The following is a 22411-nucleotide window of genomic DNA, read 5'->3' as shown; positions in this document are numbered from 1 at the left end:
GTACCCCGAAGGGCCTTACCGCTCGACTTGCATGTGTTAAGCACGCCGCCAGCGTTCGTCCTGAGCCAGGATCAAACTCTCCGTTGAAGACTCTCAACCACACCCCGAAAGGGTGCAATCAGAAAAATCAAAAGACTAGAGTCCGAAAACCTAGCATTGCCGAACACCAGCAAAAAGATTCGCTGTTGTTCAAAATGTCCACTCCTCAACCGGGGGGTATGAGAAGCGGAACCAATAAAAATATTGGCACTGACATTCATCGACACACTATTGAGTTCTCAAAGAACACACGCACAAGCAGAACACCGTCAACGATTCGTCGGGGGTTCCGCCAGGCAGGGTTCAAACTTAACTCACGAACTCGGCCGGACGCAAATCCGGTCAACGTGAGCTGTACTACTTGATGTTGTCGGCGCTCATCGTCCAACCTCGTTGTCCCAGATACTCAGTACCGGGTCGGTGTCCGTGTCGCTCTGACCTGAATTAATTTACGTGTCCACAATTGCGATGTCAAATTCCCTAGTCAGACGGCGTTTCATGGCGTATGTCCGATCGGTAGCGTGCTTGGGCGACAAGGGAGGTCGGTGTGGTGGGTGTTCGGAAGTCGCGGTTTCGGCGGGCGGTCGTGGCCGGGTTGGTGGTCGCCGGCGGGCTTGCGGTGGTGACGGCCGGGGCGAACGCGGCGATGTGGGCGTTGTCGTCGGGGCATCGCAGTGAGGTGGCGGGCGCGCCGGAGGTTCCGGTGGTGATCGTGCCCGGGGCGAAGGTCGCCGAGGACGGGACGCCGATGGCCTATCTGCGGGGGCGGCTCGATGTCGCTATCGAGTTGGTGTCGGCGGGGAAGGCGCGGGGGATTCTGCTGTCGGGAGACGCGGGCGGGGCCTCGGGCGACGAGATCGCCTCGATGACCCGGTATCTCCTGGCGCACGGCATCGACCCGGCGATCGTGCGGTCCGATGGAGAGGGGCTGTCGACGCGGGCCACGTGCGAGCGGGCCAGGTCGGAGTTCGGGATCGGGCGGGCGATCATCGTCAGTCAGTATCAGCACCTGCCGCGCGCGGTGGCGCTGTGCCGGGCGGCGGGGATCGAGGCCGATGGTGTGGTGGCGTATTGCGAGTGCCGGCGGTCCACCGAGGTGCGGAACAACGTCAGGGAGTGGTTGGCGGCGCCGAAGGCGGTTGTCGAGATGATGTTCGGCTGAGCGCTCACGTTCTGGTGGCGCGACGCCACCAGCTCCGGAGAATCCCGCGACCGGCCGGGGCACGCTCGGAGGGCGGCGTTGGACCGTGCACCAGGACGCTGCACCATTGCCGAATCTCGGCGCGCATCTCGTCGGGATCGCGGAAGCTCTCCCCCACTGCGTACGAAGCCAGATCCAGGCAATACGCCAGCTCGCTGAGTTCCATGGTCACTCCGCCGGGGACAGCGGCGAGGTAGGCCAGCATCTCGTGCGCGATCCGAGAGACCAGTTCGGGGTCGAGATCGTCTTCGGCCAGCAGGACAGCCGCGTGGCCGCGCACTCGGCGCAGTCGCACTGCCGCCTCGCGCGCGGCCCATGCCGATTCGGAATCGGTGATGTGGCCCAGTTCGGCCAGTGCGGTGCGGAACAGAGCGGGCGCTTCGCGGGTGTCGGTCCGGTGCAAGCAAGCGAGTTCGACCAGTGCGGGGGAATCGAGCCCGCGGGCGAGAGCTTCTGCGGCTATCAGCGACAGATCCGCATCCGGTACTTCGCCGACGGCGAAGCGGTCGGCCGCCTGGTCGAGTTCCTGCACCGGGTCAGCGTGCGGTCCTACGGCTGGACCGGTCAACGGAATTTCGGCGGACACGTTTCCCGGGGCACGGATCGGTCAACTCTGGGCGCCGGGAGGACGCCGGTTCCGTCCACATGCTGGGCCCGTTTCGACGCGGAGATCCCCGCGGGATGTCAGGACGGCTTGACATGGGGCGACCTTGCGGGATTCGGCTTGTCGGTCGAATCGAGAGGGCCTCATCGGCTACTGAGTTAGCCTAACGACCAGTTTCCTACCAGACGGTAGAGCCGTCGTGGTCCGGGGCAGATCGTTTGAGGTACAACAGCTTTGACACACAGCGACCGTGTGGCCGTCCGATCGGGGACGCGCGCCGACACCGCCGAGATGGCGCGGGTGCTGGCTGCCGCTTTCGCGGACGACGACCCGATCGAGGATTACCTCTTCCCGGAGGAGAACGTCCGCGCCCGGCGGGCGCCGCGCATGTTGCGCGCGATGATCACGCACAGGTTCCTGCCGGTCGGCGGCGCCGAAGTGGCTCTCGTCGACGATCGGATCGTGGGTGTGCTGCTGTGGTATCCGGTGGGGTATCGGCCGGGCGGAGCGCGCGAATTCCTCGCTGGACCAAGCTATCTCGCGGCGATGGGCAGTGCGGTGCGACGTGGGATCGAGGTCGATGCGGCGATGGAGCGGGCCGCACCCGCCGAACCGCACCTGTTCCACGTCTACCTGGGGACCGAGCCCGCTGTACAGCGCACCGGGATCGGGCGCGCGCTGTACGACTCGCTCGTGGACAAGGCCGACCGGCAGGGCGCGGCGCTGTGCGCGCTCTGCAAGGACGACAACCTCGCCTACTACCGGGCCTGGGGGACGGAGCGCGTCGGCGCTGTCCGCCTCGGCGATTCAGGACCTGAGCTGAACGTGATCGTTCGGCGTCCACATCCGGTCTGAGCAGGGCACGCGGCCGGAAGGCTGACCGCTCCGATCGATTTCTTCCTAGCTCGAGGGGACCACTATGTCCGATATCGCCATTGTGGGAATCGGCTGCCGCTATGCCGGTGGTATCGATTCGCCGGAGTCGTTCTGGGACTTCGTGATCGAGAAGCGCGACGGGGTGCGCGAGATCCCGCCGGAGCGGTGGGACTGGCGGCGGTTCTACGACGCCGATCGGCGGGCGCCGGGCCGGATGTACACCAAGCGCGCCGCGTTCATGACCGGTGATCCGTGGGCGTTCGACCCGGAGTTCTTCGGCATCTCGCCCCGTGAGGCGACGGTCATGGATCCGCAGCAGCGGTTGGTGCTCGAGGTGGCGTGGGAGGCGCTGGACGACGCCGGGCTGGCCGGGCGCAGCGCAGGCGCTTCGGTCGGCGTTTATGTCGGGGCGTTCACGCTCGACCAGCTCGCGGCGTCGGTGGGGCCCGCGCTCCCGCATGTGGATCTGCACACGGCGGTCGGGGTGTCGTACACGATGCTGTCGAACCGGATCGCCTACGCGCTGGATCTCAAAGGGCCTGCGGTGACGGTGGATACGGCGTGTTCGTCGTCGCTGGTGGCGTTGCATCTGGCGTGCCGGGCGATCGAGAACGGCGACTGCGAGCTGGCGATCGCCGGCGGCGTGAACGTCATGGTGCAGCCGGAGACCTTCGTCTCGATGTGCAAGGGCGGGTTCCTCGCCGCCGATGGGCGCAGCAAGCCGTTCGACGCGGCGGCCGACGGGTACGGCCGCGGTGAGGGTGCCGGGGTCGTGGTGTTGAAGAGGCTCGCCGACGCCGAGCGCGACGGTGACCGGGTCTACGCGGTGGTCAAGGCGACCGGGACGAATCAGGACGGGCGGACCACGGCCATCACGGTGCCCAACGCGGCGGCACAGGAATCGTTGGCGCGCACAGTCATCCGGCGTTCCGGGGTCGCGGCGACACAGGTCAGCTATGTCGAGGCGCACGGGACCGGAACGCCGGTCGGTGATCCGCTCGAGTTGCGGGCCATCGGACAGGCGTATGGCGTGGGGCGGACCGAACCGCTTCCGGTCGGTTCGTTGAAGGCGACGCTGGGGCACACCGAGGCAGCGTCGGGGATCGCGGGGGTCATCAAGTCCGCGCTGGCGGTGCGGCATCGCACGATTCCGCCGCAGGGGTGGCTCGAGACGCCGAATCCGGATATTCCCTTCGCGGAGTGGGGAATTCGGGTGCAGACCGAGGCCGAGCCGGTCGCCGACGAGGTCGAGCGGATGACGGTGGCGGTGAACGGGTTCGGTTACGGCGGGACGAACGCGCACGCGATTCTGCAGGAGTACCGGCCGAGCGGCGGAGCCGATCGCGCGCCGGCGCATTTCGGGGTCATGCCGTTGTCGGGGCGTTCCGAGGCGGCGGTGCGGGAACTGGCGCGCGGGGTGGCCGAGCGGATCGCCGACGGCGCGGATCCGGCGATGCTGGCGGAGGCTGCCTGGCGGCGCCGTCACCATCATCCGGTGCGAGCCGCGATTCCGTTCGCGGAGGACACCGCGTTGGTGCAGGGGCTGATGGAGCTGGCCACGGGGTCGGGGCGGGTCGGGCGAACCGTCGTGAAGCGGGCCGCGGCGCCGGTGTATGTCTTCACGGGCATGGGGCCGCAGTGGTGGGGTATGGCCCGCGAACTGCTTACCGGGGAAGGCACTTTCGCCGAGGAAGCGCGGCGGATCGACACGGAGTTCCGCGCGGTAACGGGGTGGTCGATCATCGAGGAACTGCTGCGGCCCGAAGCGGAGTCGCGGGTGACCAGCACCGCGGTGGCGCAACCGGCCACCTTCCTCATCCAGGTCGCGCTGCATGCCGCCCTGCGGGAGTTCGGGATCGAGCCCGTGGCGGTGATCGGCCACAGCGTCGGCGAGGTGGCGGCGGCCTGTGTGACCGGGGTGCTGTCGCTGCGCGATGCCGTGCTGGTCAGCTTCCACCGTGCGCGGCTGCAGGCGACGACGGCCGGGTCGGGTGGGATGCTCGCGGTGGGACTCGGCGCCGAGGAGGCGGCCGAGCTCATCGCCGGTGACGATTCCGTCGACATCGCGGCGATCAACAGTCCCGGGGCCGTCACCTTGGCCGGTGCGGTCAGCGAACTCGACGCGATCGCCGAACTACTCTCCGCCCGTGGCGTTTTCGCACGACGACTGCGGGTGGAGGTGCCTTATCACAGTGCGCTGATGGACCCGATTCTCGACGAACTGCGCACCGAACTGGCCGGGCTCACCGTCGCCGAACCCCGGATTCCGCTGTACTCCACAGTGACGGGCGAGGCTGTCACCGGCGCGACGTGGGATGCCGAGTACTGGTGCGCGAATGTGCGCAGGCCGGTGCGTTTCGCCGACGCGGTGTCGGCGGTGATCAAGGCCGGGCATCGGGTGTTCGTCGAGGTCGGTCCACACCCGGTGGTGGGAGCCAATATCCGGGAGATGCTGATCGGCGCGGGCGAGGCGGGCACCACGGTCGCCACTCTGCGCCGGGATCGTGGTGACGCGGAGAGTCTGCGTCAGGTGCTGGCCGATCTCTACGCGGCCGGCGCGCTCGACATCGAGCGGTTGTTCGCCGGCGTGCAAGGACCCACACCGCATGTCGACCTGCCCCGCTATCCGTGGCAGCGCGCCCGATTGCGGTCCGAACTGCCCGAGCTGCGGTTGTCGCGGCACGGCACGCCCGGGGCGCCGCCCATGTTGGGTGATCGGCTGCCCGAGGATCCCGCGACGTGGCGGTTGCACCTCGCGATCCCGGCGCAGCCGTGGCTGGCCGATCACGTCGTGGGTGGGAGGACGATCCTGCCGGGTGCGGGATATCTCGACGCCGCGTTGAGCGCGGCCGCGGCCAGGTCCGAGTCCGCGCAGGTCGGGCTCGAGGGGGTGCGGTTCGTGGCGCCGCTGGTGGTGAACAGTGGGACCGCGCCCGTCGTCGATCTGCATCTGGAGGAGTCCACCGGGCGGTTCACGATCCGTTCGCGCGGCGCCGCCGGAACGGTGTGGACTGTGCACGCGATGGGCCGGGTCGTCGAGGGCGGCTACTCCCCCGTCACCGCTGAGGTGCCCGACGCGGATTCGCTGACTTCGGTCGAACCGGACGACTTCTACGCGGGGCTGGCCGCTGTGGGGTTGGAGTATGGTCCGGCCTTCCGGCGGGTCACCTCGATCGGGCTGGGATCGGCGATGGTGGTCGCACGCGTGGACGGCGAAATCGGCCAGGAGAGCGGGTATCTCGCGCATCCTGCGGTGGTGGACGCGGCACTGCAAGCGGTCGCGGCGCTGCTGGCCGGGCAGGCGGCGGCGGGGACGATGGTGCCGACCGGAGTGCGGTCGGTGCGTCGCCTCGCGCCGCTGCCCGCCGAGGTGATCGTCCTCGCCCGGCTGCGCGAGGACTCGGTCGCCGATATCGATCTGGTGGACGCCGAGGGCGGAGTGTGCTTGCAGCTCAGCGGGGTTCAGTTCGGATCGCTGACACCGCGCGGCGGGCCACTGCAACGGATGACCGACCTGTTCTACGAGGAACGCTGGGAGTTGCGTGAGCCCGTCGACACGGCGGGTCTGCCCGGTGGCGACGGGTTGTTCAGCCTGGTGCTCGGCTTCGGGGACGGGATCGAGCATCGCCTCGAGCAGGTGCGCAAGGCGGTCTCCGTCGACGGCGCCGGATCCGCGGTCGTCGCAGTGGATCTCGATGACGACGAGCTGGTGGGCGCCCTGACGAGACAGCTGCGGGACATCTTCGCCGCCGACGGGGTGAGCCGCGTGCACGTCTGTGTGGTGCCTGGCGCGGCGGAGGATGTCACGGCGCTGTGGGCCCTGCGCGAGATCGCGGTGACGCTCGAACGGTTCCTCGACGAACGCTGTGCCGAGCTGGGCGTCGACCTGCCGATGACCGGCGACGGGTCGCTGCACGTCACCGTGCTCACCGCGCACGCCTACGCCCATCCCGCCGACGCGACCGCCCCCGATCCGGGCCAGGCCGCGATCGCCGGGGCGCGGCGGGTGCTGCTCAACGAGCAGCCGAGATTGCGGTGGCGGCTGATCGACGTCGACGCGGAGGTGACGGCGGCCGAGCTCGCCGCCGAACTCGCGGTACCGGGAGCGTTCACCTACGACCTCAGTGACGAGGTCGTGCTGCGCAACGGTCTGCGGTGGACCACCGTGGTCGAACGGTCGCTGTCGCGGCGGCTCGACGCGCTCGACACCGCGGCACCGCTCGCCGATCCCGAGGCGAACTTCGCGCTGGAGGTGCCGCCCTCGCGGACCTTCGCGCGGCTGGGCTGGCGGCGCTGCGAGCGGCGAGCGCCCGGCGCCGGTGAGGTCGAGGTGCGGATGCTCGCGGTCGGTCTCAACTACAAGGACGCGCTGAAGGTGATCGGCGTGCTGGGTGAACGCGAGCTGGCGCCCACGTATTTCGGGACGGTGCCCGGGATGGAAGGCGCCGCGCGGGTGGTCCGCGTCGGTCCCGGCGTCACCGGATTCGCGGTCGGCGACACGGTGGTGTTGACCTCCAAGGGCATGGTGGCGCGCTACCACACCACCGACGCCGATCTGCTCGCACACGTCGCGCCGGCAACCGAGCCCGGCCGGTGCACCAGCGGCACGGCCTTCGCCACCGCCGAGCACTCGCTGCTGGAATTGGCCCGGATCCGGCCGGGTGAGACGGTGCTGGTGCACGGTGCCGCGGGCGGTGTCGGGACCGCGGCGGTGCAGATCGCCAAGCAGCACGGGGCCGTCGTCATCGGGACCGCGAGTACCGAGGAGCGGCGGGCGAAGGTCCGCGAGGACGGCGCCGACCACGTCTTGGGTTCGCGCTCGCTCACACTCGTCGACGAGGTGCTCGCGCTCACCGACGGACGCGGCGTCGACGTGATCCTCAGTACCGCGCCGGGCGAACTCCAGCGCCAGAACTTCACCATGGTCGCCGAATTCGGGCGCATCGTCGAGATCGGCAAGGCCGACATCTACGCGGGCGGCGTGCTCGACCTGTCGGCCTTCGACAAGAACATCGCCTACTACTCCTTCGATCTGGACCGTATGGCGCGGGTGCGACGCGACGATGTGCTCGCGTTGATCCGGCGGATCAACGCCCGCCTCGACGACGGCACCTACCGGCCGCTGCCGTTCACCTACTACGGCACCGCCGAAGTAGGTCACGCGCTCGAGGCCGTGGCGCGCTCCAGCGGTGGCGGCCGAGTGGCGCTGGATCTCACCGAGACCGAGCCTTCTGTGCGACCGGTGCTGCCGGAGGTGCGCGTCGAGGCAGCGGCGGAGTACCTGATCACGGGCGGTTTCGGGGCGTTCGGGCTGGCGACCGGGCGATGGCTGGTCGGCAAGGGCGCGCGCCGGTTGACCTTGCTCGGGCGCGGCGGCGCACGCACCGAGGCCGCCCGCGCGCAGCTCGCGGCGTGGGCCGAGCAGGGCGTCACCGTGACGGCCGAACAGGTCGACATCACCGACGTCGGCGCGGTGGCCGCGGTGATCGCCCGCGCGCACCGGCCCTCGACACCGCTGCGCGGGGTGTTCCACACCGCGGGCGTCATCGACGACCACCGCGCCACCGCCATGGACCGCGACAGCCTGGCCACGGTGTACCGGCCGAAAGTGGATGGGATGCGCGCGCTGGTCGCGGGGCTGGACGCGGTGGACGCGCGGCTCGACCACTTCGTGCTGTACTCCTCGGGCTCGGCGATGTTCGGCGCCGTCGGCCAATTCGCCTACACCGCCGCCAATTCCGCGCTGCACGCCTACGCCGACGCGGTGACCAGGGCGGGTGGCGTCGCGCTCGCGGTCGGCTGGGGGCACATGTCCGGCGGCGGGATGGCGGCAGCCGACGAGAACATCGCCCGCTATCTGCGGACCACCGGCTTCGACTCCTTCGACATGGACGAGGGCACCGCCTACCTCGAACAGGCCCTGCGCCTGGGAATGACGCACGCGGTGATCATGCCGATCGACTGGTCCAAGGTGGCCGCGACCGCGCCGTTCTTCGCACAGACCGGGCGGCTCGCCGAGCAGATCGCCGCGGCGGCACACGATGACTCGGCGGCGGCGCGGCTGCGCACCGAACTCGCCGCGCTCGACGCCGACAAGCGTGGCGAAGTGGTCGCCTATCTGCTGGCCGAACACCTGGCGCAGGTGATGGGCGTCGCGGCGGACACCATCGATCTGACGGTGCCGGTGCCCGAACTCGGCCTGGACTCGCTGATGGCGGTGGAATTCGGCGCGATGGTGACGAAATCGCTCGGCGTCGACCTGATGACGATGAACATGGGCCGCTCGTTCAGCCTCGAACAGGCCGGTGCGCGGGTGGCCGCGGTGCTGGTCGGCGGGGCGACGGCATGAGCGAATCGGCCCGCGAGCTGGCCAGGAAACTGCTGAACGGCTCGGCGCAGGCGCCCGCGCCCGTCGCCCGTCGGCGTGGTCCCGGCCGCCAGTTCGCCGATCACCCGGAGGTGGCGGCGATGGCGCGCAAACGCGAGCTGATCGCGCGGACGCACGCGCGGTTCGACATGCCGAACCCGGTGTTCCTGCTGCGCGAGAGCCCCAACGACACCGTGATCCGGTGGCAGGGCAGGGAACTGGTCAATTTCAGCGCCTACAACTACCTCGGCCTGGCCAATCACCCGACGGTGATCCAGGCGGCCAAGGACGCGCTCGACACCTACGGCGCGTCCGCGTCGGCCTCGCGGATCATCGCCGGTGAGATCCCGCTCTACGGCGAGCTCGAGCAGCGGCTGGCCGGGATGTACGAGGTGGGCGACGCGCTGGTGTCCACCAGCGGCTACCTCACCAACGCGGGAGTGATCGGGTTCCTGCTCGGCGCTGGCGATGTCGCCGTCTGTGACTCGCTCATCCACCGCAGCGTGAGCTCGGGAGTGCGGTGGTCGGGTGCGCGGCAGCTGACGTTCCGGCACAACGATCCCGACTCGCTGCGCTCGGTCCTGCGGATGGCGCGCGGCGAGTTCGATCGCGCGCTCGTGGTGCTCGAAGGCCACTACAGCATGGACGGCGCGATCGGCCGGGTCGCCGAGATCGCCGCGGTGGCGAGGGAATTCGACTGCGCGGTCATGGTCGACGAGGCACATTCGCTGGGGGTGTTCGGCGCGACGGGCCGTGGCGTCCGCGAACACTTCGACCTACCCGGCGACGCGGTCGACCTCTGGATGGGCACCCTGTCCAAAGCGCTGGGCAGCTGCGGCGGCTTCCTCGCCGGCGACGCCGAACTGATCGCGGCGATGAAATTCGCCGCGCCCGGGGTGTCGACGCTCAGCGGCGGGCCCGCGCCGTCGACCATCGCCGCCGCGTCGGCCGCGCTCGACGTCCTCGACAGCGAACCGCAGCGGCTGACCAGGTTGTGGGCCAATGCCGAACTCTTCCATTCGTTGCTCACCGCGCGCGGTCTCGACCTCGGGGTGTCGGAGGGCACGCCGATCTGCCCGGTCCTGGTTCCCGAGGAACACCGCGCCGGGTACGTCGCGTCGCGGCTGCTGCAGCACGGGATCTACGCCGGCTCGATCACCCCGCCCGCGGTGCCGGTCGGCAGCGAGCGGCTGCGCTTCTTCCTGACCTCCGAGCACACGGCGGACCAACTGTGTTACGCCGCTGCTCAACTGGGCGAAGCGGTCGCCGACGCACGGCAGCTGCCCGGGTTCACCGGCTGACGCGCGCCCCGGGGTGGCGTGCCAGGGGGAACGCGATCGCGTAGCGTATTCGGGGTTGTCAGCATGATGGCCGACGGATTGAGGTGCTTCGTGGGCGGATCCGAGCACGCTGCGCGGCTCGTACGTTTCTGGCAGACCGTGGAACAGTTCGGTCCGCATCGCGTTCCCGACGTCGGCGCGCTGCCCGACGCCGGTCTCGTCGTCGAATTGGCGGCCGACGAACCCGCGCCGTGGGAGAACCTCGCCGCGCTGCCCGACGCCCAGACCGGGCGGGTGTGGCAGTTCGTGGTGTTCGGCGGCCTGTTCGGCATCGGGCGGGCGCGCGAGGCACTGGTCAGGGCGTTCGGCGAGGACCGGCTCGAGACCGATGCCCGGCGGGCCGGGACGACGGCCGCCTTCGCGGTGACCCTCACCGAGGACGGCGTGGTCGTCCGGGATTCGGCGCGACTGTCGGGGCTGGCGTGGGCGATCAACCGGTTGCGCTCGCCCGGACCGGGCGACACCGGCTGGGTGGACGGGTTCGACTCCGACTCGGCGGCTTTCACCGCCGCCTTCGACACGCTGACCAGAGAAGCCGCGCTCGAAGACGATGACGCGCCGCAGCCGCCGCGCTGGCGGGCGCTCGACATGGCGGGCCGTGGCGTCGGGGCCTCCCTGCTGGCCGCGGGCGGGGTCATCTCGCCGGGTCTGGCCGGCATGTCCGCGCAGGCCTTCGCCGAGCGGCTCCTGCCCCGCGACCCCGAGGAGCCCGTCGAGGCGCCGCGGCTCAGCGGACGCGATCTGCAGACGTTCACCGGCGAACTGTGCTCGGCCCTCGGTATCCGCTCCGAGCTGCGCGCGGGTGGCGTGCGGGTCGCGTGCCTCCAGGTGCCTGCCCGCGACGCCGAGAACGTCGCCGTGGAGGACCGGCTCAACAGTGGGCTCAGCGAGGACCTGGCCCGGTTGGCCGCGGCGGTGGAACGCGGCGACATCGGTGTCGCGCTGCGGGACTACCTGGCGGCCACCCAGGCACTGCCGGTCGAGGACCGGATCGACGTGCGCGAACGCCAGGATATCGTCGTCGAAGGGCTGCTCCCCCACCGGATTCCGGACGGTCGCTGGCCGGGTGATCCGCTGGTGTCGGGCCAGCAGTTCGCCGTCGACCAGGCGATGACCGAATTGCGCGACGGCGCCGGGATCTTCGCGGTGCACGGTGCGCCCGGAACGGGGACGACGACGATGCTGCGCGATCTACTCGCCGGCATCGTCGTCGAGCGCGCCGCGCAACTGGCGGCGTTCGACGATCCCCTCGCAGTGTTCACCGGTGTCACCGAGCAGGTGCGGATCGCCAAGAACTACACGGTCGGCGCGCATCGGCTGGCGCCGAATGTCACCGGGTTCGAGGTGGTGCTGAGCACCGGCGGCGAGCAGGCCGCGGCGGAGGTGGTCACCGAGATCCAGCGACGTGACGCCGTCGACGGGACGGTCGATCATTTCGGCGAGCTCGCCGATCTGCTCGGCGACGAACCCGCGTGGGGACTGGTCGCCGCGGCGCTGGGCGAGAACCGGCGGACCTTCGGCGAACGCTTCTGGTTCGGTGAGCGCTTCGCCACCGAACGCAAGATCAGCGCGACGTCCAGCGGCATGCTCGACCTACTCAAACACGCCGAGGCCGAACCGGACTCGGTGCCCGACTGGGCCACCGCCGTGCGCGATTTCGCCGGGCGCCGGGCGGAGGTCCGCAGGCTGGCGCAGGAACGCCAGGACGTCGCCGACGCCGTCGCCGAACTACCGGGGACGCACGAACGGTTACAGGCGCTGTCCGCCGAGATCGCCAATGCCGATACCGCGCACGCGCATTGGCGCGAACGGCACCAGATCGCGACCGAACACCTGCGCGCCGCACAGGCCACTCATCACCGGGTGGGCAAGCTGCTCGGCGAACACGGTGGGCAGAAGCCCGAATTCCTCACCTCACTGTCGACGGGGTTCCAGGCGGGCCGGCGGTGGAGCACCCGCAGCAACGAGCTGCTGCGCGAACGCCACATCGCCGAATCGGAGATGCGGCGACGCCAGGCCGAGGTCGAGTACACCCGCGAACAGTGGGCGCAAGCCGCCGAGCACGGGCGCGCGCTCATCCGCGACCATCTGGCGTTGACCGAGCGGCGGACCGCCGCCATCGACGTCATCGAGCGGGCGCGCGAGCACTGGTCACACACCATCCCCTTCGGAGATGTCGCGGCGGACGAGGAGCAGTTCCAGCTGTGCAATCCGTGGGCCGACGAGCAGTACGCGACGGCGCGCCGAGAGTTGTTCCTGGCCGCGCTGCGGCTGCATCGCGCGTTCCTGCTCACCGCGGCGCCCCGGGTGCGCGACAACCTGATCGTCGCGATCGCCCTGATCCGCGGCGACCTGGCCGAGGAGCCGAAACCCGAGACCGTGGCGGCGGCCTGGCAGACGCTGTTCCTCGCGGTGCCCATGATCGCGACGACCTTCACCGCGATGCCGCGCCTGTTCGCCGGGCTGGGCCGGGAGGCGCTGGGCTGGCTGTTCGTCGACGACGCCGGGCAGGCGGCGCCGCAGTCGGTCGCCGGTGGCGTGTGGCGGGCACGGCGGGCGGTGATCGTGGGCGATCATCGTCAGCTGGGACCGGTACAGACGCTGCCGACCTCGGCGCAGGAGGCGCTGGTCCGGCAGTTCGGGCTGGATCGCGAGTGGATGCCGGACCTGGCCTCGGCGCGACGGGCCGCCGATCGCGGCGTGCGCCACGGCACCTGGCTGACCCCGGCCGACCTCGCCGAGCCCGTCTGGGTCGGGACGCCGCTGCGGGTGCATCGGCGCAGTGATCTGCCGATCTTCGAGCTCACCCATCGGCTCGCCTACGACGACGATCTGCTCGTCTTCGGCACGCCGGAGCGGCCGGAATTCCCCGGGGAGAACCGGTGGATCGACGTCAGATCGGCGCGGGCCGAAGGGAATTGGATCCCGGGTGAAGGTGAGGCGCTCGCCGAACTGCTCGCGGAGCTGACCGAGGACGGTGTCGCCGCGGGTGACATCAGGGTCCTCAGCCCGTTCCGCGATGTGGCGCGCGGCGCGCGCGAGGTGGCGCGCGCGGTGATCGGGCCGGAGTTCGCGGCCCATCAGGTGGGGACCGTCCACGGGATGCACGGGAATTCGGCCGAGGTGATCGTGCTGATCCTGGGCACCTCCCCCGCCGCGGGCGGGTCCCGGCGGTGGGCCGCGGCCGATCCGAGCGTGCTCAACGCGGCGGTCTCGCGGGCGCGGCGGCGGGTGTACGTGATCGGCAACTACCGATTGTGGAGCAGCCAGCGGTATTTCGATGATCTCGCCGCGCACTGGCCGGTCCGGGCCGAGTCGACGCGTCAGGCGGTCAGCCGGTAGAAGCGCCAGAAGCCGAACTCCTCGATCGGGAGCACCTCGACGCCGGCGAATCCGGCCTTCTCGGCGTACTCGGTGAGGGTGGCCTGCCGCATGACGGTGCCGGTGCCCGCCGATCCCGGGTGTGCCTTGCCGTCGGGCAGGCAGATCAGGAGGCTGAACCCGTACATCAGGCGGTCGATATCGCTTGCCGGAGCGGTGAATTCGGGAGCGACAGCTTCGTCCATGATGATCACCGCGCCGCCGGGGCGCAGGGATCTGCGCATGGCGGTCAGCACCTCGACGGGGTGTGGCATGTCGTGGAGGCACTCGAAGGCGAAGGCGGCGTCGTAGGTGGATTCCGGCAGGTCCTTCGCGGCGTCGGCGTGCTCGAAGCGAACGCGGCCGCCGAGGTCGCGGGCATTGTCGCGGGCCATGGCCACCGAGGGCGGGTCGATGTCGTAGCCGTCGATCGTCAGCTCCGGATAGGCGCGGGCCAGCGCGATCGACGACCAGCCGCCGCCGGAACCGATGTCGGCGGCCCGCGCACCCGGCCGCGACAGCAGCGCGTGCACGTCCTCGACGCCGGCCAGCGCGGCCGCCAAGCGGTGCTCGAACCAGGGCCGATTCATGTCGGACTGCGATTCGCGCATGTCGGCGCCGTATTCGGACCAGCCGACCCCGCCGCCGTCGCGATAGGCGCGGACCAGAGCGGGCAGCTGGACGGCGGCGCCGGCGAACATCCGGGCCAGCGGAGCCAGGTAGTCGAGACTGTTGGGGTCGGTGAGGACCTCGGCGGCGCCGGCAGGAAGCCGGAACCCGCCGTCGTCGACCACCAGCATCCCGGTCGCGGCCTGCTGCTCGAGCCACTCCCTGGCGTAGCGCGGATCTCCACCGGCCCGCCGGGTCAGCTCGACCGCGTCGGCCGGCCCATCCTCGGCCAACGCGCGATACCAGCCGAGCCGATCGCCGAGATGCACCGCGAGAATGTCGACGGCACCGAGCGCCGCCCCGAGCAACCGCTCGGCGAACTGCGCACTGGTCTGCTCCACCGCACTCATCGCGATCCTCCTCGGCTCGATGCCACGAACTACGGGTCGCGCCGCCGAATGGTTCAGCCACGATTCGATCACCGGCATTTCCATTGCGAAGTATTTGCGGAACACTGGTCGACGCGTGTTCCAGGATCGGAGTCATCATGAGAGCAGTCTCATTACTCGGATCGGCCGCTTGCGCCGCGATTGCTCTCGCCATCGCCCTCCCGACGGAAGCCAGCGCTGATCCGATCACCGACCTGCTGTGCAACAGCGGATCGAGTCAGTTCTGCCCGCCGCCACCACCACCGCCACCGCCGCCCGGCGGCGACTGTCACGCGTCGTACGACCCGTGCGTCCCCATCACCAGTGACGTGGACTGCGCGGGTGGCGGCGGAAACGGGCCCGCGTACACCGGTCGGGTTCGGGTCATCGGGCCCGATGACTACGGGCTCGACGACGACAACGACGGGATCGGGTGCGAGACCAGCTGAGGCGACGGGTGCGTCAGCTGGGGCTCGGCCTACGGTGAATCGAACAGCGGGGCACCGGGTTCCACCGTGGTGCCGGTGGTCTCGCTGGTGATCGAGTCCTTCGGGGAATCCATGACCACGATCGGGCAGATCGGGGAATAGCCGGTGGCTTCGATGGCGGTGGGGTCGAAGGTGACGATCGGGGTGCCCGCGGCGACCTCGTCGCCTTCGGCGGCCAGGAGTTCGAAGCCCTCGCCCTGGAGCTTCACCGTGTCGATGCCCAGGTGGACCAAGACGCCCGCGCCGCCGCCGAAGACGACGAAAGCGTGCGGGTGCAGCTTCAGGATCTTGCCGGCGATGGGGGCGATCACGGTGAGGGTGCCGCGGTTGCGATCGGGGTCGATGGCGACGCCGGAACCGACGATCTGACCGGCGAAGACCGGGTCGGGGACGTCGGACAGGGCGACGACCTTGCCCGCCAGTGGCGCGAGGACCGGGACACTCACAGGATGTCCTCGATGTCCTCGGCGAGGGTGTCCGCCTCGGGGCCGACGACGACCTGGACGACGGTGCCCGACTTGAGGACGCCGTGCGCGCCCGCCGCCTTGAGCGCGGCCTCGTCGACCTTGGCGCCGTCCTTCACCTCGGTGCGCAACCGGGTGATGCAGGCCTCGATCTCGACGATGTTCTCCGCGCCGCCGAGACCCTTGACGATCGCTTCCGCTTTGGACATGTGTTCTCCCTTTCCGCGGTGGTTGCCGGTTCCAGTATGGGAGCCTCGGATGTGCGCCACGTCATATTTCGCGGTTGACATCCGGTGGCCACCTGGTCAAACTTACAACTGGTTATGACCGGACAGTACCCGTCAGGGTGACCGGTTCACAACAGTTACCCCGGACAGGCCCGCACGTCTCTCCGGCTCGCCGAGACCGCCGGAGCATCCGGCACGAAGAAGGTCGACATGACTGCCGTTACCGACAGCCCCAAGCAAGAATCGAAGGTGTTCGCGGGATTGCAGCGCCTGGGTCGCAGCCTCATGCTGCCGATCGCGGTGCTTCCCGCGGCGGGCATCCTGCTGCGGATCGGCCAGGACGACCTACTCGGCCGTTTCTCCGCGCTGGAGAGCACCGCCGCGGTGATCTCGGCGGCGGGACAGGCCGTGTTCACCTGGCTGCCGCTGATCTTCGCGGTCGGCATCGCGATCGGCTGGGCCAAGAAGGCCGACGGGTCCACGGCACTGGCCGCGGTCGTCGGCTACATGGTGATCAACGGCGTCTTCGAGGCGATGTCACCGATCGTGCTGGAGGGCAAGACCGATCCGAAGGGCGCGCAGGCGCTGATCAACTACGGCGTGCTCGGCGGCATCGTGATGGGCCTGCTGTCGGCGATGCTGTGGCAGCGGTTCTATCGCACGAAACTGCCGGACTTCCTCGGGTTCTTCAACGGCAGGCGGCTGGTGCCGATCCTGACCGCGGTGACCGGTCTGGTCGTCGGCGTCGGCATGGCGTTCATCTACCCGGCCTTCAATTCCGCGCTCACCTGGGTGGGTGAGACGGTCGCCGACAACACCGTCATCGGTGGCGGCATCTACGGCGCGGCAAACCGCCTGCTCATCCCCACCGGTCTGCACCACATCCTGAACTCGACGGTGTGGTTCCTCGTCGGCGACTACACCGACGCCTCCGGCCAGCTCGTGCGCGGTGACCTCAACCGGTTCTTCGCCGGCGACCCGACCGCGGGCACCTTCATGACCGGCTTCTTCCCGATCATGATGTTCGCGCTGCCCGCCGCGGCGCTGGCGATCTGGCGCAACGCGCGCCCCTCGCAGAAGAAGCTGGTCGGCGGCATCATGCTCTCCACCGGTCTGACCGCGTTCGTCACCGGTATCACCGAGCCGCTCGAGTTCTCGTTCATGTTCGTGGCGTGGCCGCTGTACGTGGTGCACGCGATCCTGACGGGCACTTCGATGGCGCTGGTCAACGCGCTGGGGATCCACGACGGCTTCACGTTCTCGGCGGGCGCGATCGACTACCTGCTCAACTTCGGCAAGGCGACCGACGCGTGGCTGCTGATCCCGATCGGGCTCGGCTACGCGGTGATCTACTACCTGCTGTTCAGCTTCGTGATCAAGAAGTGGAACCTGCGCACGCCCGGTCGCGAGGCCGAAACCGATGTCGAGGTCGGCGCGAACGGCGACGCGACGGTCGAAGCCGACCCCGCGCCCGCCGTGACCGGCGATACTCGGACCGAGGAGCCGACGGTCACGGAGGCCGAGGCGAAGCCGGACAAGAAACTGGAAGGTGAGTGACCGCCTGATGGGTGAACAGGTGATCCGCGGTCTCGGAGTCAGCCCCGGCGTGGTCGTCGCGCCGTGGTTGCGGTTCGGGTCGCAGCTGGCGACCTCGGCACAGGACCCCGTCGGTGGCTCGGTTCCCGAGGAACTGGCCAGGGTCAAGGAGGCCCTCAGCGGGGTGGCCGACGAGATGCAGGCCAGGGCGAGCCGGGTGAGCGGGGTGGCCGCGGAGATCCTGTCCATGTCGGCGACGATGGCCCGCGACCCGGGCATCGTCGCCGCCGCCGAGAAACAACTGGCCGACGGCATGCCGACCGCGCACGCGGTGCACCTGGCCATCGAGGGATTCTGCGCCAAGCTGGAGGCGCTCGGCGGGTACATGGCCGAGCGGGCCACCGACCTGCGCGATATCGGCGGCCGCACCGTCGCGGTGCTGCTCGGTGAGCCGATGCCGGGCATCCCGGAGCCGGGACACCCGTTCATCCTGGTCGCGCGTGACCTCGCGCCCGCCGACACCGCCATGCTCGGCGACAGCGACGTGGTCGGCCTGCTGACCACCGAGGGCGGCCCGACCAGCCACACCGCCATCCTGGCGAAGTCGCTGGCGTTGCCCGCGGTGGTGAACTGCCCTGACACCGATCGGCTGGTCGAGGACACGCCGATCCTGCTCGACGGCGGCACGGGGACGGTCGTCATCGATCCGAGCCCGATGCGGCAGCAGGCCGCGCTCGACCAGGCGGCCGCGGACCGGGAACGGCTGGCCTCGGCCAGCGGGCCGGGCAAGACCGCCGACGGCACGCCGGTGCAGCTGCTGGTGAACATCGGCACCGTCGACGACGCCGAGAAGGCCGGGCCCGTCGACAGCGAAGGTGTCGGCCTGTTCCGCACCGAGTTCATGTACCTCGGCAAGGCGAGCGCGCCGAGCCTCGATGAACAGATCGCTTCCTACACCGCGGTGCTGGAACAGTTCGCCGGGCGCCGGGTCGTGGTCCGCACGCTCGATGCCGGGTCGGACAAGCCGCTGCCGTTCCTCGACCTCGGCACCGAGGAGAACCCCGCTCTCGGCGTGCGCGGACTGCGGATCGGCACGGTGTTCCCCGACACTCTCGCCACCCAGCTCACCGCGCTGGCCAGGGCGGGCGAGGCGACCGGCGCCGACCTGTGGGTGATGGCGCCGATGGTCGCGACCGCCGACGAGGCCGCCGGATTCGCCGCGCTCGCACGGGAATCCGGTATCCGCAAGGTCGGGGCGATGATCGAGATCCCGGCGGCGGCGCTGCGGGCGGCGGATCTGCTGGTGCACCTGGACTTCGTCAGCATCGGCACCAACGACCTGAGCCAGTACACCTGCGCCGTCGACCGGATGGCCGGCGGACTCGCGCACCTCCTCGATCCGTGGCAGCCCGCGGTGCTGGACCTGATCGCCATGGTCGGCGCGGCGGGCTCGGCGGCCGGGAAGTCGGTCGGCGTCTGTGGTGAGGCCGCGTCGGATCCGGCGCTGGCGCCGGTGCTGGTGGGACTCGGGGTGACGAGCCTGTCGATGTCGGTGCCCGCGTTGCCCGCGGTACGCGCGGCATTGTCGGCCGTGGATGTGGAGATCTGCCGGGACGCGGCCGACGCGGCGTGTGCCGCGCGGAATCCGCAGCTCGCGCGGGAAGCGGTCGCTGCGATCGTCGGGCGGGCATGAGCCGCACGTCGCTGCGTGCGGGCCGGGCCACGGTCCCGGCCCGCGTTCGCTGTTCGGGCCGCGTCGCCGGTTCGGGCGTCCACCGACGGCGCACCGCACCGAGGCGTGGGGCCGGTCGTGGCCTGGACCCTACCGACGGCGCGTCCGGCGGTCGCGGCCTGGACCCGACCGACGGCGCGCTCGGCGGTCGCGGCTTGGTTTCGACCCACGATCCGCTCGGCGGTCGCGACCAGGTCCCGACCCACGATGCATTCGGCGGTCGCGGCCCGGTTTCGAGCCACGAGGCATTCGGCGGTCGCGGCCCGGTTTCGAGCCACGAGGCATTCGGCGGTCGCGGCCCGGTTTCGAGCCACGATGCGCTCGGCGGTCGCGGCCGAATTCGATGGTGGTGCGGAGTGATCGTCACCGGTGCGGTCGCGTGGAAGGTGTCGTGGTGAGTGCGGACGGTGTGGTTCGCGGGCGGCTGGCCGGTGCGGGGATCGCCGACGGCGTGGTCGAGTTCGTGGACGGCCGGATCAGCTGGGTGGGTGCGGCGGCGGAACATCCTGCGGCGGAACGGCTTCCGGCGGCCACGGACGAACTGATCCTGCCGGGGCTGATCGACGTGCATTGCCACGGCGGTGGCGGCTTCGGGTTCCCGAACGCCGATGCGGCGGGCGCGCGGGTCGCGGCGGCCGAGCACCGCGCGCAGGGCACCACCGGATTGTTCGGGAGCCTGGTGTCGGCCCAGCCCGAAGTACTGGTTCGGCAGGCCGGGTTGCTCGCCGATCTGGTGGAGGACGGCACGCTGCTCGGCATCCACCTCGAGGGTCCCTTCCTCAACGCGACCCGCTGTGGCGCACAGGATCCCGCCGCGATCGTCCCCGGCGACCCCGCCCTCTTCGAGCGGGTATGCGAGGCGGCGCGGGGCACCGTGCGGTCGATGACGCTCGCGCCGGAGACCGCGCACTACGCGGAACTGCTCGCCGCCATGCGCCGCCACGGCGTGCTGCCCAGCCTCGGGCACACCGACACCGACGCGGCGACCACCTCCGCGCGCATCGCCGACGCGACGGGCGGCCCGATCACCGCGACGCACCTGTTCAACGGCATGCCGGAACTGCACCACCGCTCCCCCGGTCCCGTCGCCGCCTGTCTCGCCGCGGCGGGGCGCGGGGACATGGTGCTCGAATTGATCGCCGACGGTGTGCATCTGGCGCCGGAGACCGTGGCGATGGTGTTCGACACCGTGGGTCCCGACCAGATCGCGCTGGTCTCCGACGCGATGGCCGCCGCCGGGCTCGGTGACGGGGAGTACCAACTCGGCGCGCTGGATGTGCGAGTGCGCGAAGGTGTCGCCCGGCTCGCCACCGACGACGGACGGCCGGGCGCCATCGCGGGCGGGACCGCCCGGCTGCTCGATGTGCTGCGGTGGACGGTGTTCCGCGCCGGAGTGCCGCTCGCCGACGCCGTCACCGCCGCGACCCGCACGCCCGCTCACGTGCTCGGTCTCCGCGACCGTGGCACGCTCACCGTCGGCGCCCGCGCCGACCTGCTCGTCACCGACCAGTCATTGCAACCGCGGCGGGTGTTCGTCGCCGGAACGGAGGGAAGCTGATGGAAATCGTGATCCGGGCGGACGAACACGAGGTGGCCTCGACCGTCGCCGACATCGTCGGTGGCTATGTGGAACGCGGCAACGCGATCCTCGGCCTGGCCACCGGTTCCTCGCCGCTGGGCAGCTATCAGGAGCTGGCGCGCCGGTACCGGGACGGGAAGCTCGACTTCTCGACGGCGAGCGCGTTCCTGCTCGACGAGTACGTCGGGCTGCCGAAAGAGCATCCGCAGTCGTATTTCTCGGTGATCCGTTCCGAGTTCGTCGATCACGTGAACCTCGATCCGGCCCGGGTGCTGAGCCCGAACGGCGAGGCGGGCGACATCGCCGGCGAGGGCAGGCGCTACGACGCCGCCATCGCCGCGGCCGGCGGGGTGGATGTGCAGTTGCTCGGCATCGGCACCGACGGGCACATCGGTTTCAACGAGCCCGGCTCCGCGCTGACCTCGCGCACCAGGGTCAAAACGCTGACCGAGCAGACCCGCAAGGACAACGCCCGCTTCTTCGACGGCCCGGAGGACGTGCCGCACCACGTGCTCACCCAGGGCCTCGGGACCATCGGCGAGGCCGGCCATCTGGTGATGATCGCGCTGGGCGCGGGCAAAGCGGACGCGATCGCGGCGGCGGCGGAAGGGCCGCTGTCGGCGTTCTGCCCCGCCTCGGTGATGCAGTGGCATCGCCACGTCACCGTGGTGATCGACGAAGCGGCGGCGAGCAAGCTGAAGCTGGCCGACTACTACAAGTACGCACTGGCGAACAAGCCCGCCTGGCAGTCGTTCTGAGATGACCGCCCTCGAATTCGCGGTCCAGGATGTGGCGGGCGCGCTCGGCGCCCGCCGGGTCGGCGCGGATCGGGTGGAACTGTGCGCGGCGCTGGGCGGGACGGGGGGTCTGACCGCGAGCATCGGGACGATCGCCGCGGTGGTCGCGACCGGGATGCCGGTGCACGCGCTGATCCGGTGCCGGGCAGGGGGTTTCGAGTATCGCGATCCCGCGGAGGTCGCGGTGATGAACGCCGATGCGCGTGCGGCGGTGTCGGCGGGTGTCGCGGGGCTCGTCCTCGGAGCGCTCACCCCGCAGCGTCGAGTCGACGTCGACACGCTGCGGCGAGTACTCGAGGGCGTTCCGGTGGAGGACATCGAGCTGACCTTTCATCGTGCGATCGATGTGATCAGCGACCGGGCGGCCGCCGTGGACACACTGGTGGAGCTGGGCATCACGCGGGTACTCACCTCCGGTGGCGCGACCCGTTGCGCCGAGGGCATCGCGGACCTGGCCGCGATGGTCGACCACGCCGCGGGCCGGATCCAGATCATGGCCGGTGGTGGGGTCACCGTCGCCGACCTGCCCGCCCTGCACGGTGCCGGAGTCGACGCCGTGCACCTGTCGGCGCGCAGGGTCGTCGCCGACGACGGCGGACCGGGTGGCGGCGGGACCACCGGACACGATCAGCTCGACGAAGACGTGGCGTTCGCCGTCGCCGCACAGCTACGGCAGCTGGACCTGACGCGCCCCGTCTCCTGAACTACCGGCCGCGCAGGGACTGCGCGGCTCTCGGCCCGGTTCGCGGCGTGGTAGAGACCGC

15 protein-coding genes and 1 rRNA gene are annotated in these 22411 nt (G+C 70.2%); 11 read left to right on the top strand and 5 right to left on the bottom strand.

All coding sequences use genetic code 11. The features are described from left to right. Positions 1 to 87: ribosomal RNA gene (locus DFR69_RS26335) — 16S ribosomal RNA — on the bottom strand; the annotation flags it as partial. A gap of 538 nt (positions 88 to 625) precedes the next feature. Here DFR69_RS26335 and DFR69_RS26330 point away from each other — a divergent pair. Beyond that, on the top strand, positions 626 to 1201 hold the full coding sequence (locus DFR69_RS26330; protein WP_279629855.1) for a SanA/YdcF family protein: 576 nt from the start codon (positions 626 to 628) through the stop codon (positions 1199 to 1201). A 4-nt stretch (positions 1202 to 1205) separates the two neighbouring features. Here the strand turns inward: DFR69_RS26330 and DFR69_RS26325 are convergent, their stop codons facing one another. Further along, the gene (locus DFR69_RS26325; protein WP_110040309.1) at positions 1206 to 1772 is read right to left on the bottom strand and encodes a hypothetical protein; all 567 of its coding nucleotides are present in this window, start codon (positions 1770 to 1772) and stop codon (positions 1206 to 1208) included. Between the two features lie 363 nt (positions 1773 to 2135). Here DFR69_RS26325 and DFR69_RS26320 point away from each other — a divergent pair, with 363 nt between their 5' ends. From DFR69_RS26320 to DFR69_RS26305, 4 genes are all read left to right on the top strand, one after another. Beyond that, positions 2136 to 2699 carry a GNAT family N-acetyltransferase gene (locus tag DFR69_RS26320; RefSeq protein WP_110040339.1) on the top strand — a complete coding sequence of 188 codons (564 nt, stop codon included), beginning with the start codon at positions 2136 to 2138 and terminating at the stop codon, positions 2697 to 2699. 64 nt (positions 2700 to 2763) lie between these two features. Next, complete coding sequence (locus DFR69_RS26315; protein ID WP_110040308.1) at positions 2764 to 9069, top strand: type I polyketide synthase; 6306 nt, start codon at positions 2764 to 2766, stop codon at positions 9067 to 9069. Continuing rightward, positions 9066 to 10388, top strand: coding sequence for an aminotransferase class I/II-fold pyridoxal phosphate-dependent enzyme (locus DFR69_RS26310; RefSeq protein WP_110040307.1), 1323 nt, complete (start codon positions 9066 to 9068; stop codon positions 10386 to 10388). Before DFR69_RS26315 ends, DFR69_RS26310 begins: the two co-directional genes overlap by 4 nt. Positions 10389 to 10478: 90 nt before the next feature. Next, entirely contained in the window at positions 10479 to 13769 is a 3291-nt protein-coding gene (locus DFR69_RS26305; RefSeq protein ID WP_146229431.1) for a DEAD/DEAH box helicase, read from the top strand. On the opposite strand, the gene DFR69_RS26300 is transcribed toward DFR69_RS26305, so the two are convergent. After that, positions 13751 to 14806 (bottom strand): class I SAM-dependent methyltransferase, encoded by a 1056-nt coding sequence (locus DFR69_RS26300; RefSeq protein WP_110040338.1) that lies wholly within the window; start codon positions 14804 to 14806, stop codon positions 13751 to 13753. The two genes, DFR69_RS26305 and DFR69_RS26300, sit on opposite strands and share 19 nt — an antisense overlap. A gap of 137 nt (positions 14807 to 14943) precedes the next feature. Between DFR69_RS26300 and DFR69_RS26295 the strand changes: the two genes are divergently transcribed. After that, the gene (locus DFR69_RS26295) at positions 14944 to 15273 is read left to right on the top strand and encodes a hypothetical protein (protein ID WP_110040305.1); all 330 of its coding nucleotides are present in this window, start codon (positions 14944 to 14946) and stop codon (positions 15271 to 15273) included. A gap of 29 nt (positions 15274 to 15302) precedes the next feature. Here the strand turns inward: DFR69_RS26295 and DFR69_RS26290 are convergent, their stop codons facing one another. Continuing rightward, a complete protein-coding gene (locus tag DFR69_RS26290) occupies positions 15303 to 15758 on the bottom strand; it encodes a PTS sugar transporter subunit IIA (protein ID WP_110040304.1) in 456 nt (151 codons plus the stop codon). Beyond that, a complete protein-coding gene (locus DFR69_RS26285) occupies positions 15755 to 15985 on the bottom strand; it encodes a PTS sugar transporter subunit IIB (RefSeq protein WP_110040303.1) in 231 nt (76 codons plus the stop codon). Before DFR69_RS26285 ends, DFR69_RS26290 begins: the two co-directional genes overlap by 4 nt. Positions 15986 to 16213: 228 nt before the next feature. Between DFR69_RS26285 and DFR69_RS26280 the strand changes: the two genes are divergently transcribed. The 5 genes from DFR69_RS26280 (at position 16214) to DFR69_RS26260 (ending at position 22350) form a co-directional block, all read left to right on the top strand. Next, positions 16214 to 17560, top strand: a complete 1347-nt coding sequence (locus tag DFR69_RS26280; protein ID WP_110040302.1) for a PTS transporter subunit EIIC — start codon at positions 16214 to 16216, stop codon at positions 17558 to 17560. A gap of 7 nt (positions 17561 to 17567) precedes the next feature. Then, positions 17568 to 19232, top strand: coding sequence for a phosphoenolpyruvate--protein phosphotransferase (ptsP, locus tag DFR69_RS26275; RefSeq protein ID WP_110040337.1), 1665 nt, complete (start codon positions 17568 to 17570; stop codon positions 19230 to 19232). Between the two features lie 382 nt (positions 19233 to 19614). Then, the gene (locus DFR69_RS26270) at positions 19615 to 20829 is read left to right on the top strand and encodes an N-acetylglucosamine-6-phosphate deacetylase (protein ID WP_110040301.1); all 1215 of its coding nucleotides are present in this window, start codon (positions 19615 to 19617) and stop codon (positions 20827 to 20829) included. Next, entirely contained in the window at positions 20829 to 21608 is a 780-nt protein-coding gene (nagB, locus tag DFR69_RS26265; RefSeq protein ID WP_110040300.1) for a glucosamine-6-phosphate deaminase, read from the top strand. The genes DFR69_RS26270 and nagB overlap by 1 nt, the downstream gene beginning before the upstream one ends. Position 21609: 1 nt before the next feature. Beyond that, positions 21610 to 22350 carry a copper homeostasis protein CutC gene (locus DFR69_RS26260; protein ID WP_110040299.1) on the top strand — a complete coding sequence of 247 codons (741 nt, stop codon included), beginning with the start codon at positions 21610 to 21612 and terminating at the stop codon, positions 22348 to 22350. Positions 22351 to 22411: the final 61 nt, after the last annotated feature.

The sequence above is a fragment of the Nocardia neocaledoniensis genome, assembly GCF_003182135.1.
In the GTDB taxonomy this organism is placed as follows: Bacteria; Actinomycetota; Actinomycetes; order Mycobacteriales; family Mycobacteriaceae; genus Nocardia; species Nocardia neocaledoniensis.
This window is presented reverse-complemented; position numbering and strand designations above follow the sequence as displayed.